The sequence below is a fragment of the Azospirillum canadense genome, assembly GCF_025961225.1.
GTDB classification, from domain to species: Bacteria; Pseudomonadota; Alphaproteobacteria; order Azospirillales; family Azospirillaceae; genus Azospirillum; species Azospirillum canadense.
Genome location: NZ_JAOQNG010000002.1, coordinates 507,156 through 523,277, shown reverse-complemented (window position 1 = coordinate 523,277; position 16,122 = coordinate 507,156). Strand labels below are relative to the sequence as shown.

13 protein-coding genes are annotated in these 16,122 nt (G+C 69.4%); 7 read left to right on the top strand and 6 right to left on the bottom strand.

Going from position 1 to position 16,122, the window contains the following annotated elements:
- Positions 1–40: 40 nt before the first annotated feature.
- Together M2351_RS16955 and M2351_RS16950 are read right to left on the bottom strand one after the other, a co-directional pair.
- The gene (locus M2351_RS16955; RefSeq protein ID WP_264657294.1) at positions 41–3,190 is read right to left on the bottom strand and encodes an efflux RND transporter permease subunit; all 3,150 of its coding nucleotides are present in this window, start codon (positions 3,188–3,190) and stop codon (positions 41–43) included.
- 14 nt (positions 3,191–3,204) lie between these two features.
- Positions 3,205–4,389, bottom strand: coding sequence for an efflux RND transporter periplasmic adaptor subunit (locus tag M2351_RS16950; RefSeq protein WP_264657293.1), 1,185 nt, complete (start codon positions 4,387–4,389; stop codon positions 3,205–3,207).
- 277 nt (positions 4,390–4,666) lie between these two features.
- Between M2351_RS16950 and M2351_RS16945 the strand changes: the two genes are divergently transcribed.
- Positions 4,667–5,341 carry a TetR/AcrR family transcriptional regulator gene (locus M2351_RS16945; protein WP_264657292.1) on the top strand — a complete coding sequence of 225 codons (675 nt, stop codon included), beginning with the start codon at positions 4,667–4,669 and terminating at the stop codon, positions 5,339–5,341.
- Between the two features lie 18 nt (positions 5,342–5,359).
- Here the strand turns inward: M2351_RS16945 and M2351_RS16940 are convergent, their stop codons facing one another.
- Positions 5,360–6,412 carry an MBL fold metallo-hydrolase gene (locus tag M2351_RS16940; RefSeq protein WP_264657291.1) on the bottom strand — a complete coding sequence of 351 codons (1,053 nt, stop codon included), beginning with the start codon at positions 6,410–6,412 and terminating at the stop codon, positions 5,360–5,362.
- Positions 6,409–7,764, bottom strand: coding sequence for a lipopolysaccharide biosynthesis protein (locus M2351_RS16935; RefSeq protein WP_264657290.1), 1,356 nt, complete (start codon positions 7,762–7,764; stop codon positions 6,409–6,411). Before M2351_RS16935 ends, M2351_RS16940 begins: the two co-directional genes overlap by 4 nt.
- Before the next feature lie 14 nt (positions 7,765–7,778).
- Here M2351_RS16935 and M2351_RS16930 point away from each other — a divergent pair, with 14 nt between their 5' ends.
- Positions 7,779–8,126, top strand: coding sequence for a hypothetical protein (locus M2351_RS16930; protein WP_264657289.1), 348 nt, complete (start codon positions 7,779–7,781; stop codon positions 8,124–8,126).
- Between the two features lie 2 nt (positions 8,127–8,128).
- Here the strand turns inward: M2351_RS16930 and M2351_RS16925 are convergent, their stop codons facing one another.
- Entirely contained in the window at positions 8,129–8,974 is an 846-nt protein-coding gene (locus M2351_RS16925) for an FkbM family methyltransferase (protein ID WP_264657288.1), read from the bottom strand.
- 297 nt (positions 8,975–9,271) lie between these two features.
- Between M2351_RS16925 and M2351_RS16920 the strand changes: the two genes are divergently transcribed.
- From M2351_RS16920 to M2351_RS16900, 5 genes are read left to right on the top strand one after another with little or no spacing between them, the layout of a single operon-like run.
- Complete coding sequence (locus M2351_RS16920) at positions 9,272–11,389, top strand: GumC family protein (RefSeq protein ID WP_264657287.1); 2,118 nt, start codon at positions 9,272–9,274, stop codon at positions 11,387–11,389.
- Positions 11,380–12,120: a polysaccharide biosynthesis/export family protein gene (locus M2351_RS16915; protein ID WP_264657286.1), complete on the top strand. Its 741-nt coding sequence runs from the start codon at positions 11,380–11,382 to the stop codon at positions 12,118–12,120. Before M2351_RS16920 ends, M2351_RS16915 begins: the two co-directional genes overlap by 10 nt.
- Positions 12,117–12,920, top strand: a complete 804-nt coding sequence (locus M2351_RS16910) for a WecB/TagA/CpsF family glycosyltransferase (RefSeq protein WP_264657285.1) — start codon at positions 12,117–12,119, stop codon at positions 12,918–12,920. Before M2351_RS16915 ends, M2351_RS16910 begins: the two co-directional genes overlap by 4 nt.
- Entirely contained in the window at positions 12,917–14,242 is a 1,326-nt protein-coding gene (locus M2351_RS16905) for an O-antigen ligase family protein (RefSeq protein WP_264657284.1), read from the top strand. The genes M2351_RS16910 and M2351_RS16905 overlap by 4 nt, the downstream gene beginning before the upstream one ends.
- Positions 14,239–15,153, top strand: a complete 915-nt coding sequence (locus tag M2351_RS16900; protein WP_264657283.1) for an FkbM family methyltransferase — start codon at positions 14,239–14,241, stop codon at positions 15,151–15,153. The genes M2351_RS16905 and M2351_RS16900 overlap by 4 nt, the downstream gene beginning before the upstream one ends.
- Position 15,154: 1 nt before the next feature.
- Here the strand turns inward: M2351_RS16900 and M2351_RS16895 are convergent, their stop codons facing one another.
- Positions 15,155–16,102 carry a glycoside hydrolase family 18 protein gene (locus M2351_RS16895; protein ID WP_264657282.1) on the bottom strand — a complete coding sequence of 316 codons (948 nt, stop codon included), beginning with the start codon at positions 16,100–16,102 and terminating at the stop codon, positions 15,155–15,157.
- Positions 16,103–16,122 lie beyond the last annotated feature (20 nt).

Genomic DNA, 16,122 nt, shown 5'->3' with positions numbered 1-16,122 from the left:
TCTCCCGCCGGGGGCGGGCGAGGGAGTTATTGCCGGCCGCTCAATCCCCCGCCGGCGCCGGTTCGGCGTGGTGGGGCGCTTGCTCCACGCGCCGCCGCACGAACAGGCGGTAGACGGCGACGAAGAACACCGGCACGAAGATGATCGCCAGCACGGTGGCCGAGATCATGCCGCCCATCACGCCGACGCCGATGGCGTTCTGGCTTTCCGAGCCGGCGCCGCTGCTGATCGCCAGCGGCAACACGCCCAGGATGAAGGCCAGCGACGTCATGATGATCGGGCGCAGGCGCTGGCGGCAGGCCTCGATGGCAGCCTCCTTCAGATCCATGCCCTCGTCGTACAGCGCCTTGGCGAACTCCACGATCAGGATGGCGTTCTTCGCCGACAGGCCGATGGTCGTCAGCAGGCCGACCTGGAAGTAGACGTCGCTCGGCAGGCCCCGCAGCGTGGCGGCGAGCACCGCGCCGATGACGCCCAGCGGCACCACCAGCATCACCGACACCGGCACCGACCAGCTCTCGTAGAGGGCGGCCAGGCACAGGAAGACGATCAGCATCGACAGGGCATAGAGCGCCGGCGCCTGCGAGCCGCTCAACCGCTCCTCGAAGGAGAGGCCGGTCCACTCGTAGCCGATGCCAGCCGGCAACTTGGCCATCATCGCTTCCATCTCCTGCATCGCCTCGCCGGAGCTGATGCCCGGCGCCGCGGAGCCCTGGATGTTCAGCGACGAACTGCCGTTGTACCGCTCCAGCTTCGGCGAGCCGTAGGTCCACTGCGCCATGGTGAAGGCGGAGAAGGGCACCATCTGGCCGAGGTTGTTGCGGACGTACCAGCGCTCCACGTCCGACGGCTGCATGCGATAGGGCGCGTCGGCCTGGAGATAGACCTTCTTCACCCGCCCGCGGTCGATGAAGTCGTTGACGTAGGACGAGCCCCAGGCGGCCGACAGAGTCGTGTTGATGTCGCTGAGCGACAGGCCCAGCGCGCTGGCCTTTTCGCGGTCCACCGTCAGCTTGTACTGCGGCGTGTCCTCCAGCCCGTTCGGGCGGACGGCGATCAGCTTGGGGTTCTGCGCCGCCATGCCCAGCAGCTGGTTGCGCGCCTGCATCAGCTTCTCATGGCCGAGGCCGCCGCGGTCCACCAGCTGCAAATCGAAGCCGGTGGCGTTGCCGAGGCCGGGCACCGACGGCGGCATGAAGGCGAAGACCACCGCGTCCTTGATCCGCGACAGCGCACCCATGGCGCGGCGGGAGATGGCGTCCGGCTTGCTTTCCGGCGTCTTGCGCTCCTCCCAGTCCTTCAGGCGGACGAAGGCGAGGCCGGCGTTCTGCCCGCGGCCGGCGAAGTTGAAGCCGGCGATAGTGAACAGACCCTCCACATGGTCCTTTTCCTTGTCCAGGAAGTAGGCCTCGACCTGCTTGCTGGTCTCCAGCGTGCGCTCGATGCTGGCGTTCGGCGGCGCGGACCACAGCACGAACAGCTGGCCGCGGTCCTCCGTCGGCAGGAAGGAGGACGGCATCTGGAGGAACAGATAGGCCAGCCCGCCGACGATCAGCAGATAGGCGAAGCCGAACCGCCAGAGGCGGTTCACCGACCCGCGCACGCCCTTCAGGTAGACGCGGCTGCTGGCGTCGAAGCCGCGGTTGAACAGGCCGAAGAAGCCGCCGCGGGCGTGGCCATGGTCATGGGACAGAGGCTTCAGGAGGGTGGCGCAGAGCGCCGGGGTCAGCACCAGGGCGACCAGCACCGACAGGCCCATGGCCGACACGATGGTCAGCGAGAACTGGCGGTAGATGGCGCCGGCGGAGCCGCCGAAGAAGGCCATCGGCACGAACACGGCGGACAGCACCAGCGCGATACCGACCAGCGCACCGGTGATCTGGCCCATGGACTTGCGGGTCGCCTCGCGCGGGGAGAGCTTCTCCTCGCTCATCACGCGCTCGACGTTCTCCACCACCACGATGGCGTCGTCGACCAGAAGGCCGATCGCCAGCACCATGCCGAACATGGTCAGCACGTTGATGGAGAAGCCGAAGGCCGACAGGATGCCGAAGGCGCCGAGCAGCACCACGGGGACGGCGATGGTCGGGATCAGCGTGGCGCGGAAGTTCTGGAGGAAGAGGTACATCACCGCGAAGACGAGGACGATCGCCTCGAACAACGTCTTGATGACCTCGTGGATCGACACCTGGACGAAGGGCGTCGAATCGTAGGGGTAGATGATTTCAAGGCCGGGCGGGAAGAAGGGCGACAGCTCGGTGATCTTCGCCTTCACGGCGGCGGCGGTGTCCAGCGCGTTGGCGCCGGTCGCCAGCTTGATGCCCAGGCCCGCCGCCGGCTTGCCGTTGTAGCGGGCGGAGACCTCGTAGGTTTCCTGGCCGACCTCGATGCGCGCGACGTCGCGCAGGCGCAGCTGCGACCCGTCCGGGTTCACGCGCAGCAGGATGGCGCCGAACTCCTCCGGCGTCTGCATGCGCGACTGCGCCATGATGGTGGCGTTGATGCGCTGGCCGGGGACCGCCGGCGCGCCGCCGAGCTGGCCGGCGGAGATCTGCGCGTTCTCAGTCTTGATCGCGTTGGTGACGTCGACGGTGGTCAGCTGGTGGCTGTTCAGCGCGTCGGGGTCGAGCCAGATGCGCATGGCGTGCTGCGGGCCGAACACGGTGATGTCGCCCACGCCCTGGACGCGGCTCATCGTGTCCTGGATGTTCGACACCACATAGTCGGCGATGTCGCCCTGGCTGAGCCGCCCGTCGCTGGACACGAAGCCGACCACCATCAGGAAGTCGTTCGACGCCTTCGACACCTGGAGGCCGCGCTGCTGCACCTCCTGCGGCAGGAGCGGCGTGGCGAGCTGGAGCTTGTTCTGCACCTGGACCTGGGCGATGTCCGGGTTGGCCTCCGGCTCGAAGGTCAGGGTGATGGTGACGTTGCCCGACGAATCGCTGGTCGAGGACATGTAGCGGAAGTGGTCGAGCCCGGTCATCTTCTGCTCGATGACCTGGGTGACCGTGTCCTCCAGCGTCTTCGCCGACGCGCCGGGGTAGCTGGCGGTGATGGACACCGTCGGCGGCGCGATCTTCGGGTACTGCTCGATGGGCAGGCGGAGGATCGCCAGGGCGCCCGCCACCATGATCACGATGGCGATGACCCAGGCGAAGACGGGCCGGTCGATGAAGAATTTCGACATGGATCAGTACCGTTTCAGCGTGCCGGCGCAGTGGTCAGCGCCGCCACCGTGCTCTGCACCGGGACGGGCTTCACGGGTGCGCCGGGCTTCACCTTCTGCAGGCCCTCCACCACGATGCGCTCGCCGGGGTGCAGGCCGTCAGACACCAGCCAAGCGTTGCCGACCGCGCGTTCCGTCTTGATGATGCGCTGCGACACCTTGTTGTCGTCGCCGACGATCCAGACCTGGGCGGCGCCGTCCGGGCCGCGGGTGACCGCCGCCTGCGGCACGGCGATGGCGTTCTCGGCCACGCCCTGCTCGACGCGGGCGCGCACGAACAGGCCCGGCAGCAGATCCTGGTTCGGGTTCGGGAAGACCGCCCGCAGCTGGACGGAGCTGGTCCCCGGATCGACCGTCACGTCGGAGAACTGCAATTCGCCGCGCTGGCCGTAGGGAGCATCGGCGGCGCTGAGGAACAGGGACACCGGAATCTTGCCGGGCTGCGCCGGGCGGATGCGGCCGGTGGCCATATCCTGGCGCAGCTGCATCAGCTGCGAGGCGGTCTGCGTCACGTCGACGTAGATAGGGTCGAGCTGCTGGACGGTGGCCAGCGCCATCGCCTGGTTGGCGGTGACCAGCGCCCCTTCGGTCACCGCGGATTTGCCGATGCGGCCGGAGATGGGGGCGAACACCCGGGTGTAGTCCAGGTTGATGCGCGCCAGATTGTAGGCGGCCTTGGAGGCGGCGAGCGCCGCCTCGTTCTGCTTCAGCGTGGCGGTGACGTCGTCGAAGTCCTGCTTGCTGACGACGCTGCTCTTGACCAGGTCGCCGTAGCGCGACGCCTTGTTGCGGGCGGCCTGGAGGTTGGCCTCCGCCTTCTGGATGTCGGCCTGGGCGCTGGCGAGTGCCGCCTCGTAGGTCGCCGGGTCGATCTGGTAGAGCTGGTCGCCGGCCTTGACGTCGCTGCCCTCGCGGAAGAAGCGCTTCAGCACGATGCCGCTGACCTGCGGCCGGATTTCCGCCACCCGGTAGGCCGCGGTGCGTCCGGGCAGCTCGGTCGTCACGGGCAGGCGCTGCGGCTCGATCGTCGCCACCGACACTTCGGCCGGCGGGGCGGCGGGCGGGGTGGCGGCCGCCTGCTTCTTCTCCTGGCAGCCGCCTAGCGCCACGGTCAGGCCGGCCGCCACGGCCATGGACAGCAATGCGTTTGCTTTGACCATCAATTTCCTCGTGAGAACGCCGTGGAGCGGCGGTGAAAATTCCGAAGACGGGTTTCGGCAAGCCCGCCGCCCACCCGGGACACGCGACCACCCACAACCGGCCCGGCCGGTCCCGATGGCCCAAATTAACCCTTTGCGCTGTACTGTCTCATACAGTACACTGTACCGGACGATACACTTGGATCCCTTGGTCGTGCAAGAGGGATCCGTCGCAGCCTGAAATAGCGGCCGGAAAAAGGGGCTCGCAGGGGGACCAAGCGGGCTTCAAGGGGGAAACATGGTTCACAAGGACAGCGACTGGGAGCCGTCGGCGGTCGGGCCGCGCGGGCTGGCGCGGCGCAAGGCGCTGCTCGACGCCGCGGAATGCCTGTTCGTCGAAAAGGGCTTCGAGAAGACGACGCTCAGCGACATCATCAACACGGCCGGCGGATCGCGCGCCACGCTGTACGAGCAGTTCGGCGACAAGGACGGCCTGTTCCGCGCGATGATGGAGGAGAACAGCGCCCGCATCCTGGACGGCATGGCGGCGATCCACGCCGACGACACGGTGCCGCCGGAAGTCGCGCTGACCAAGTTCGCGCTGTACTTCGTCCAGGTGCTGTCGGAACCACAGACAGCCTCCATCCTGCGCATCCTGGTGTCGGAAGGCGGCCGCGTCCCTGACATCGCGGAGGCCTTTTTCCGCATCGGCCCGGAGACGACGGTCGCGCGGCTCGCCCATTATCTGAAGAGCTTGGCCGACGCCGGGGCGCTGCGCATCGACGACCCGGACGTGGCGGCCCAGGCCTTTCTGGGCATGATCACCGGAAACATCGTCGTCCGCCGCCTGATCCTCCCCCACCAGCCGCTCGCCATGGCGGACGTCGACCATTACGTGCGGCAGGCGATCGCGCTGTTCCTGTCCGGCACACGGGTGGCCGGCGCGGAGGCGCCGTCCTCGACGAACGGATAGGCCAGCCGGCGCCGCCGATCACAGAGTGCGGTAGGCGAGGAGGCCGTCCTTTCCGGTCTCCACCGCCAGGACACCGTTCGCCAGCATGTGGTTCAGGTGGGCCAGCGCTTCCCCGATCGCGAAGCCGAGCTGGTGGGAGTCCAGCGCCCGGTGGAAAATCACCGGCACGACCTGGGCGCAGGTCAGCGGCGCCGGGCGGCAAGCGGCGGCGATGCGCGCGCAGCGGTCCTCATGGTGGGCGTCCAGCTCGCGGGCGCGTTGGTGCAGGCCAAGGAACGGGCGGCGGTGGGACGGCAGGACGAGGACGTCCGGCGGGATCGTCTCCATCAACTCCCGCAGCGAGTCCCGGTACTCCGACAACGGGTCGGCGCTGGGCTGCATCGGCTGAACGCTGACGTTCGGGGAGATGCGCTCCAGCACTTGGTCGGCGGCGAGGAACAGGCCGTCGGCCTCGCACCACAGCATCGCCTGGTTTGGCGAATGGCCGCCGCCGGTGAGGATGCGCCAGTCGCGCCCGCCAAGGCGCAGCGTCCGGCCGGCGACCAGCGGTTCGAAAGCCGGTGGCAGGCCGGTGGTCTGGGTCAGGTAGCGCAGTCCCCGGCCCAGCAACCCGGAAACCGCCGCATCCTCCAGCCCGCAGGACCGGTAGAAGCGCGCCATCGAGGCGCGCGAGCGCTCGTCGTCCGTGTCCTGGCGATAGACGCGGGTGGTGAGGTATTCGGCCTCCGTCATGTGGACGGGCGGTGCGAAGCGTTCGTCGAACCAGCCGGCCAGCCCCACATGGTCGGGATGGCAATGGCTGACCACCACGCGGGTGATCGCCCGCCCGCCCAGCGCACCGGCGAGCACTGCCGTCCACAGGGTCTGGCTGCGCTCGTCGCCCAGGCCGGTGTCGAACAGCGCCCAACCGTCCCCGTCCTCCAGCAGGTAGAGGTTCACGTGGTCGAGCGCGTAGGGCAGCGGCAAACGCAGCCATAGGATTCCCGGCGCGACCGGAACGGGTTCCCCGAAGGGCGGGGGCTCGGCGAAAGGAAAACGAAGCGCTTCTGGCTGGGTCGGGGGCTGATTCAACGGCCGGTCATCCTGTCCTGTGGCGCCGCGCTGCGCACGGCTGAACGTAGATGTGGAGGCGATGGCCGAGACGACAACCCGGACGAAAGCACGCCGCGCGCTTTCAGTGTCGTGCCGATAGCGCCTTGGGCCACCGTGAGGGCGGTCACCAGCGCGGCGCCGGTCATGCCCAGCGACGGGATGAGGACGGCGCCGAGGATAACGCAGGTTGCAAGCTGAAGGAGGTTGAGGCGGCGCAGGACCTGCCCCTGGCCGGTCATGGCGAGCAGGATGTCCTGGCAGGCCAGCAGGCAATTGACCAGCTGCCCGGCGGCGAGGATGACCAGTGCCGTGGCCGCGATGCCGAACCCCGGGCCAACCAGGGTCAGCAGCGTCTTGGGCGCCGCCATCATCGCCAGCACCATGGGCGAGCCCAGGACGGCCACCGTCAGCATGACCCGGCGGTTCATGGACAGCAGGCGCTCCATCTCGCCGCGGCGGTGCAACTCGGCGTAGACCGGCGATGCGAAGGTGCCGATGCTGATGATGACGACCCAGATCAGCATGGAGATGCGGTTGGCGACGCTGAAGGCGCCGACCGAGGCCGCATCCACGAACACCCCCAGCGCCAGGACCGGCAGGGAGGCGAGCGAGACCTGGACCAGTTCCACCACGAACAGCGGCATGGCCGTGTGCCACAGGGAGGGCAGGGCCTCGGCCGCGTGATCCGCCGCTTCGGGCCTATCCGCAAACTGGTTGCGGTCGCGGGCTAGGACGGCCAGGCCGACAACGACGCTCAGCGTCAGCACCGCGGCGAGCGTCAGCAGAATGCCCTCGACCGTTCCGACCCCGGCCAGCAGGGCGGCCAGCGTCAGCACCGGCCACAGCGCGTTCTGGACGAACTGGGCCGCCACGCCGCGCTTCAGCCCGGCCAGGGCGTAGCCGACGGTGATGGTGAGCGTTTGCGGCACCAGGGCCGCGGCCGAGAGGCGGAGCGGCGCCTCCAGGTCCGGCGCGCCGAACAGCAGTTGCGCGGCGGGGCCGGCCACGGCCGCCGTCACCAGGGCGGCGACGGCCGACGCGGCACCTGTCCAGAGCAGCGCCGTCCGCAGGTCGCGCCCGGCGGCACGCCCCCGCCCGACCGCCAGATCGGCCGCGAGGTGTCGCGTGATCGCCCGCTCCAGCCCCAGGCGGGCGACCGTGGAGGCCAAGCCGATCCAGGTCAGGCACAGGAAGAACAGGCCGGCGTCGTGCGCGCCGAGCGACCGTGCGGCGACGACGTAGAGGCCGAGCTTCCCGGCCACCTCCACCCCGCGCAGCCCGAGGCCGGTGGCGTAGCGGGCCAGGGTGTGCCAGTTTTGCAGCCGCATCATGGAATGTGGGACCGATGAAGACGACCATGACCATCGCCGCGGCCATCGTTGCGGCGACGCTCGCCAACTGTGCCGCGGCGCAGGACATCGAGGAGGAGTGGCGGCCGGTCGACATCCGGCAGGAGATTCGCTCCCATTTCGCGCGCCTTCCCTACGGCTGGTGGATCCGGGAGCCGGAGAACCACCTCAACACCTACGAGGTGGAGGTCAACATTCCGGACTGGTGGCATGGCAACCCGACCTCGGCCGTGAACAACCTGTGCCCGGAACGGCAGAGCCGCATCTGGAAGGTGACCGGCATCCTCACGCTGCGCCCCTTCTACCAGAAGCGCCCCTGGCCGGAGGTGGACTGCCGCCGCTGACTTCAAGAATGGTTACCCGACTGGCGGCCTGCCTGCCCCAGGGCAGCGCGCAGGCGATCGGCCACACCGTCGCGGGCGACGAAGATGAAGTTGTTGATGTAGGTCTGCCCCTTCTGGCGGTGCGTGCCGGCCGGGTTCAGGGCCGCGCGGGACTGGTGGCGGGCCGGGTCGAAGGCGTCCAGGCTGCACAGCCGGCCCGACAACACGAAGTAGCCGCGGTAGCCGAGCGGAGCCAGCAGCGCCGTCAGCTTCGCCAGGGAACCGGGGCTGTGCCGCTCCTCCGCCTCCACCAGCAGGTTGGGGCGATGGCGACCGATCAGCCGCAGCCCGCCGGCGACCACCGCCGCCTCGTGCCCCTCCACGTCGATCTTCACGAAGCCGACGGGACCCTCGTTGAAATGATCCAGCGTCAGGCGCGGCACGGTCACCGCGGTGACCTCCTGCCCGTGGGCGTCCACCGCGCCGGCTTCGACCGACGCGAGCGCGGTGGCCTGCGGCACGTGCAGCACGATGGACCCATCCCCATCGCTCAGCGCGCAGCCTTCGATCCGCAGCCGCCCGGACGCGACCAGGGAGCCGAACTTGGTGGCCAGCAGCCCCGCCAGCTTCGGGTTGGGTTCGAAGGCGATCACGCGGGCCGCTTCGCGGCACATCCAGAAGGTGTAGATGCCGCTGTTGGCGCCGACGTCGAAAGCGGCCTCGCCGGGCACGCACAGGGCGGGCAGCAGGCGCAGCTCCGGCTCCGCGTAATAGGGGGCCAAGCGGTCCCGCAGCCAGGTCAGGCGCCGGAACAGCCGTGGGTGGCGGGCCTCGATCTCGGCTTTCAGCGTGGACAGGTGATGAATCATGGAGGCGGCGCTCGCTTGGCTGCGCGGGGCGGTTCGCGGTGACCGGTCCCCAGGGGCGGGGGTGGTCGGAATCAGCGCGATGCATTCAGGCAACTTTTAGACAAATTGTTGCAAAACAGCAACCATGGAATGACAGAGGTACACCTAACATGGTAAACCATTCAAACGAATTGCATACGCAACACCCTTTGGTACCCGCTCCCAATGCTCTCTCAGGACCAGGAAATCCGGAGGCAAAACCAGCCGGCCGAACAGCCGGACGGCTCAGCCATCCCATTTTCCCATGGCGCCCAGTCAATGGGCGGTGCGGCCGCGTTCACGCCCCGTGACCTGCTGATACTCGCTTTTTATCACAAGCGCATTATTCTGGCGGTCGCTCTTCTATCCGTCATCGCGGGCCTGATTGCGGCAACCTACGCGCGCACGCAATACACGGCGGAAAGCCTGATCCTGATGATGGTCGACCGTGAGCACGCGGGGATTCAGGATGTCGCCGGCAATCTGCCGTCGGTGCTGTCCATCGACGGGCTGAAGTCCGTCGACAGCGAAATCCGCATTCTGGAGAGCCGCAAGGTCATTGAGGACACGCTGCAGGTTCTCGATCCCGCGGTGCTGTTTCCCGAGCTGGCGCGGCCGCGCCTGTTCGGCCTGCTCCGCCCCGACGACCCGCAGGACCGGCTGGAGAAGGCCATCGACCTGTTCAAGCGGCACCTGCGGGTGGAGCAGCAGTCCTCCTCCAACATCGTCCGCCTGAGCTTCAGCCACGAGAACCCGGACGTCGCGGCGGACACCGTCAACGCCATCGCCGACGCCTATCTGAAGCGGCGCCGCGCCATCTTCGACATCGCGCGCTCGCCCTTCCTGGCGTCGGAGCTGGCCCGCCATTCCGACCAGCTGAAGGGCATCGAGGAGCAGATCCAGCGCCTGAAGTCGGAGTACGACATCGTCGACCTGGGGCAGGAAGCCCTGCTCGCCGCCAACCAGGTGGACAGCATCGTCCAGCGCCGCCGCCAGACCCAGGAACGCGAGGCGGCGCTCCAGGCGGAGGTGGCGGCGGCCCGCAAGCGGCTGGCCGCCTTGCCGGAGCGGGTGTTCGACTTCAAGGAACAGAGCAACCAGACGCACAACGACGACGACCGCAACGTCCTGCTGCGGCTGGAGCTGGAGCGCGACCGGCTGGCGTCGCAGTTCCTGCCGGACTACCCGCCGCTCCAGGAGATCGAGAAGAAGATCAAGACGGTGCGGCAGTCCATGAAGGGGGCGGAAAAGCCGGTCTTCAGCACCTCGCGCGAGGTGCGCAACCCGACCATCGCCTTCCTGAACAACCACCTGCTGACGCTGGAGATCGAACAGGACGCCGTGGCCCGCCAGCTGGCCGAGCTGGACCGCCAGCACGCCATCGCTGTGGAGAAGGTCGGGCGCCTGCGCAAGGCGGAGACCGAGCTGCACGACCTGGAACGCACGCGCGGCGTCCTGGAAGGCATCTACCGCGACTACGCCCAGCGCACCGAGGCCGCCCGTGCGGAGGAGGAGGGCGCCAAGGTGCGCACCTCCAACGTCCGCGTGGTGCAGCCGGGCGTCGCGCCCGCGACCGGGACGAGCATGGGACCGAGCTTCATCATCGCCGGCCTCGTCGGCGGCATCCTGTTGGGCGCGGCCGCCGGCGTGCTCGCGACCTGGCTGCGCCAAGTGTACATCCTGCCGCACGAGATCGAGCGCGACCTGGGCGTGCCGGCCATCGCCAGCTTCGCCGACACGGCCGGGGAGCTGGCATCGCCGGGGGCGCAGCAGGAATTGATCCACCTCGCGGCCCAGCTGCTCGACCACGGGGTCGGGGATCGGCCGATGGCGCTGCTGCAGTTCGTCACCGCCAACGAGGGCGACGGGGAGGCCGTGGTGGCGCGCGGGCTGGCGCTGGAGCTTGCCAAGGGCCGCGGCCTGCGCACGCTGGTCATCGACCTGTGCGGCGACGGCACGGGGCAGCTGGTGGCGATCAACGCGTCGGCCGACCCGGCCACGGCCGATCCGCTGGCCCCATCCGACGCCCTGCTGGCCGCGGAGCTGGACGCCGTCCCGTCCACCGTCCCGCTGCTGTGGGTGTCCAAGGCGGCGCCGGATTCGGCGCTGGGCAGCCTGCGCACACCGATCGCCCAGTCGCGCCAGATGCTGGAACGGCTGCGCCAGCGCTTCGACATGATTTTGATCCTGTCGCCGCCGATCGGCAGCAGCCATCTTGCGCGCCGCCTGTCGCCCATGACCGACGCCAACATTCTGATCGCGCGCGCCGAGCACACCCGCGCCCCGGTCGCCGCCCGGATGCGCGATTCGATCCTAGCGTCCGGCGGCGACATCGTCGGTCTGGTGCTGACCGGCCGGCATTTCCACATCCCGCAGGTGATTTACCGATGGCTGTGATGGCGAAGGCGGCGACGCGCTGCATCCTGCTGCTGGCGGTGGCGGCGCTCAGTGCGTGCACCGGACAGTCGCTGTCGCCGAAGCAGGCGTTGCCGGAGGGCTTCGCCGGGTGGGAGGACGCCGTTCCGGCCTACCGGCTGGGGCCGGGGGACCGCTTCCAGGTGAAGTTCACGCTCGTCCCGGACATGGACGAAGAGGTGATGATCGGCCCGGACGGGTCCGCCGGCCTGCGCATGGCCGGGCAGGTGGATGCCGCCGGCCTGACGCCGGCCGAACTCGCCGGGCTCATCGAGACCAAGGCCAAGCGCTGGATGCGCGCCCCGCAGGTCAGCGTCGGCCTGCGCGAGACGCCGTCGAACCGCGCCTATGTCGGCGGCGCCGTCGCCCGTCCCGGCCCCTATCTGTTGAACGGGCGCATCGGCGTCATGGAGGCGATCATGCTGGCCGGCGGCTTCGACCGCGAGGCCCGGTACGAGGAGGTCGTGCTGATCCGCCGCAACCCGCAGAACAAGCCGATGCTGCGCACCATCGACCTGCGCAACTTCATCGAGACGGGGACGGCGGTCGGCGACGTGCCGATGGCGGCCGGCGACATCCTGTTCGTGCCGCGCAGCTCCATCGCCGAAACCGGCCTGTGGGTGGAGCAGTTCATCAACCGCGTTGTGCCGTTCGAGCGTGTGTTCAGCTACACGATCGGCCGCACGCACGGCGTGTCGACGAGCTTCCCATGACGCCGGCGGCTCCCACGGGCGACATTCCGGCGGACATGGTCTTCGGCGTCCGCATCGCCCGGCTCGACGTGGCCGGTGCGGCGGAGGCGATCGCCGGCCGCGCGCCGGAGGCTCCCTTCGCCTATGTGGTGACGCCGAACGCGCAGCATGTGGTGCGCCTGCACCGCGGCGACGCGCCGTTCCGCGTCGCCTACGACGCGGCGTGGCTGCGGCTGTGCGACAGCCAGATCATGCGGCTGCTCGTCCGCCTGCTGTTCGGCCGGCACTTGCCGAGCGCACCCGGCAGCGACCTGACGGCCCACCTCTTCGCGCATCTCATCGGGCCGGACGATCCCATCACGGTGATCGGCGGCAACGACGAGCTGGTACGGCGCCTGCGCGCGCGCTTCGGCCTGACCCGTCTGGCGCTGCACGAGCCGCCCATGGGCTTCTCCGCCGACCCCGTGGAGGTGGAGCGCTGCGTCCGCTTCGTGCTGGACCATCCCGCCCGCTACGTCTTCCTGGCGGTCGGCGCGCCGCAATCGGAATGCCTGGCGCTGGCCATCCGCGACAGCGGACGGGCGACGGGCGTGGGCCTGTGCGTCGGCAGCTCGCTGCTGTTCGTCACGGGAATGGTGGAACGGGCACCGCCCCTGTTCCGGCGGCTTGCCCTGGAATGGTTGTTCCGGCTGGCGCTGAACCCGCGGGGGCACGCGCGGCGCGTGTTCGTGGACTCTATGCCGCTGATCGGCATTGCGCTGTCGTCCTGGTGGGCGGACCGGCTGGGCCGGGGCCGGCCCAAGACGGCGCTGCGCCCGTGATCATCGACCTCGCGGCGAGGCGGCGCGGGCGCATCCTGCGTCCGGTCCGGGCGGCGGCCCCGCACCGCGCCGTGCCGCGGTCGCTGGTCGTCCTGCTGCTTCTGGGCATCCTGCCCCTGTTCGGGCAGACCTTCCACTACATGGTGGACGTGCCGCCGCTCTACGCCCTGTCGAAGGCTTGGCCGGTGCTGACCATCCCGCTGGCCGTCTACGCGCTGGCGCAGATCGAGCTTCCGCACAAGTCGCTGAGCATCGCGCTGCTCGCCTACCTCGTGGCGATCACGCCGGCGGTGTCGATGGTCCAGCTCGGCAACGGGCTGACCGACGCGCTGGCGACCACCGTCAAGGTCTGGCCCTTCGCCTACGTCTTCTCCCTCAGCGCCCTGCTGGCGCTGTTGCGGCCCACGCTGCCGCAATTGCGCGGCGCGCTGGTCGTGCTGGGGGCGGGCACCTTCCTCGTCATGCTGGCGCTGTGGCTGGTGATGCCGCTGGGGGCCTACGCCACCGACCCGCTGAAAAGCAAGCTGCTGATGTACGACTTCGAGCGCGGGTACCGCATCTTCATGCCGATGTTCTTCGGCGTGCTGTTCCTGCTGTACCTGACGCGGCGGTTCTGCGCGTACCGGGAATGGTGGACCATCCCGCTGTTCCTGATCGGGCTTCTGCTGATGGTCTGGATCTACAAGCAGCGCACGGTTCTGGGCGGCGTCGTGCTGGTGGCGGGTTTCGCCATGCTCACCTCCGCGCGCGGCTGGTGGCGCATCCTGGCGGTCGGTGCGGTACTGGTGGGAGCCGTCGCGTTGGCGGTCGTCTACAGCGGGCTGCTCGCCGACCGGGTGGAGCAGCTGCTCGGCGCCTCGCTGTCGATCCGGCAGAACTCCATCGCGCTTGCGCTGGACTTCCTGGAGGTGACGCCGCTGCGCTGGCTGCTGGGGGTCGGCGCGATCACCCGCTTCAGCACCGTGACCCTGGCCGACCTGCTGGGCAACCAGCAGTTCTACCTGGCCGACATCGGCTGGATCGGCGTCGTGTTCGAATACGGCGTGATCGGCGCGGTCCTGATCGCCGCCTTCTACGTCGCGGCCTTCCGCACCGCCCGCAAGGCAGGACGGGACGGCGACCCGATGGCTCAGGCGCTGGCCGACTACGTCCTCTATGCGCTTGCCACCTCCACCGTCTATTCCGTCGTCTTTACGCCGGGCGAGGTCGCCAGCGTGATGGCGCTCGCCGTCTATTGGCGCACCGCCGGCCAGCGTGCCGACGCCCGCCCTCACACCCGTCCTTCCGTCCAACGAATCCCCCTTGCCGTGAGCAGGCCATGACCGCAGCAAACCCCTCCCAGCCCGCCTTCTTCCGCCGCCTGCGCCGTCTTCTCGCCCATCCGGGCTTCCGCGCGGAACCCGTCGCGGTGATGGCGCGCGCCGCCCTGTGGGCCGGCTGCGTCGCCATGAAGCAGAGCCCGCGCTTCAGCCTGACCTCCGGCGGCGAGCAACTGCGCGTGCCGCCGGACCTGCGCTACACCTCCGTCACCGCCTTCGTGCTGCGCGACTGGTCGGAGCCGGAGCTGCGGGAGCTTCAGCAGTTCGTCCGCCCCGGCGCGGTGTTCATCGACGCCGGCGCCAACATCGGCCTGTACACGCTGAAGGCCGCGCGGCTGGCCGGGCCGGAAGGCACTGTGGTGGCGGTGGAACCGGGGCAGGTGGCCGCCGACCGCCTGGCCGCCAACGTCGCGCTGAACCGCTTCGGCAAGGTGCATCTGGTGCGCAAGGCGCTGTCCGACCGCAACGGCACGGCCGTGCTGCACCACGTCGTGGCGGGCGGCGATCTCCAGGCCTTCTCCCTGCTGGGCGACAGCGCGACCCGCGAGGGGGAGGAGGTCGCGACGGTGACGCTCGACAGCCTGGTGGAGGAGCTGAAGCTGCCGCGCATCGACGCCATCAAGATGGACGTCGAGGGTGCCGAGCCGATGGTGGTGGAAGGCGCGCGGCGCAGCCTGGAGCGCTGGCACCCGACCATCCTCTTCGAGGTGAACAGCGCCATCCTGCACCGCCGCGGGGAGCGCACGGACGGCTGCTGGGACCGGCTGGAAGCGCTCGGCTACCGGTTCTGGCGCCTGGAGAGCGGCCGGCTGGTGCCGATCGACCAGGTGCCGGCCGACTTCTGCAACGTCGTCGCGATGCACGAGGCCGCCGGAACGGACACGGTGAAGATGCCCGCTGAGGCCGCCGTCTGATTTAAGGCAGGGGCTGGTCGCAGTCGGGGAGGCCCAGGCCGCGGCACAGCGCCTGGGCCAGCAGGCGGCCGTCCGGGTTGTCGGGCCCGAGTTGGCCGGGTGGGCGGCCGAGCAGCGGGTACAGCATCATGCCGGCCTGCGTGTCTTGGGCCACTTGGCGGGCCAGCCGCTCGGCCATGGGCACTGTGTAAGTCGGCCCGCCGAGCTGGCTCGGTGGGACCTGGACGCCGAGCGCCAGTGGGCCATTCCAGACTTGCCGGTAAGCCTGATAGGCCTGCCACGGGTCGAAGGTCGGGCCGGCCTCGTAGGCCATGACCGAGACGAGGTCGATCGCCGCCGCCTGGGGTGAGCGGAGCAGGCCGAGCATGGAGCCGGTGTACCGGCCGCGCGGCTGCGCGTTCTGCCAGGCGCCCTCGCCATAGGCCCCAATGCTCCAGCCCGGCACGGTCAGCAGGAGGGGGCGCGGGAAGGCGTTGCGGAAGCGCGCGACCAGATCCTGCCAGGCGGCGTCGGACAGGCAGCGCATCTTTCCCGGCGGGCGCAGCGCGCAGCCCGGCGTCTCCGGCTCGAAGTCCAGGTCAACGCCATCCACGCCCAGGTCGCGGACCAAGCGCGCGATGGCGTCCAGGTCCAGACCGTCCCAGTTGTTGTAGTTGGCCCCGCCTACGGCGAGCAGGACGCGCGTGCCCGGCTGGCGCTGTTTCAACAGCGCGATGGCGTCCCGCAGCACCGTCCCCTGAAAGCCGTACTGGAGCCCCGTCTTGGACAGGTCGAGGCGGCCCCAGTAGACCGCGTCCGGCCGCACGAAAGACAGCGCCACCATGTTCATGTAGGACGGCAGGGACGCTAGCGTCGTGGCCGCCGGGCCGGTCGCCGGACGCTCGTACCAGCTGTCGTGGTAGACCAGCAGCGGACGCGGCGGCACGCCCTGTGCCTGTGCCTTGTTCACGCCGAGCAGCGCCGCCGAGG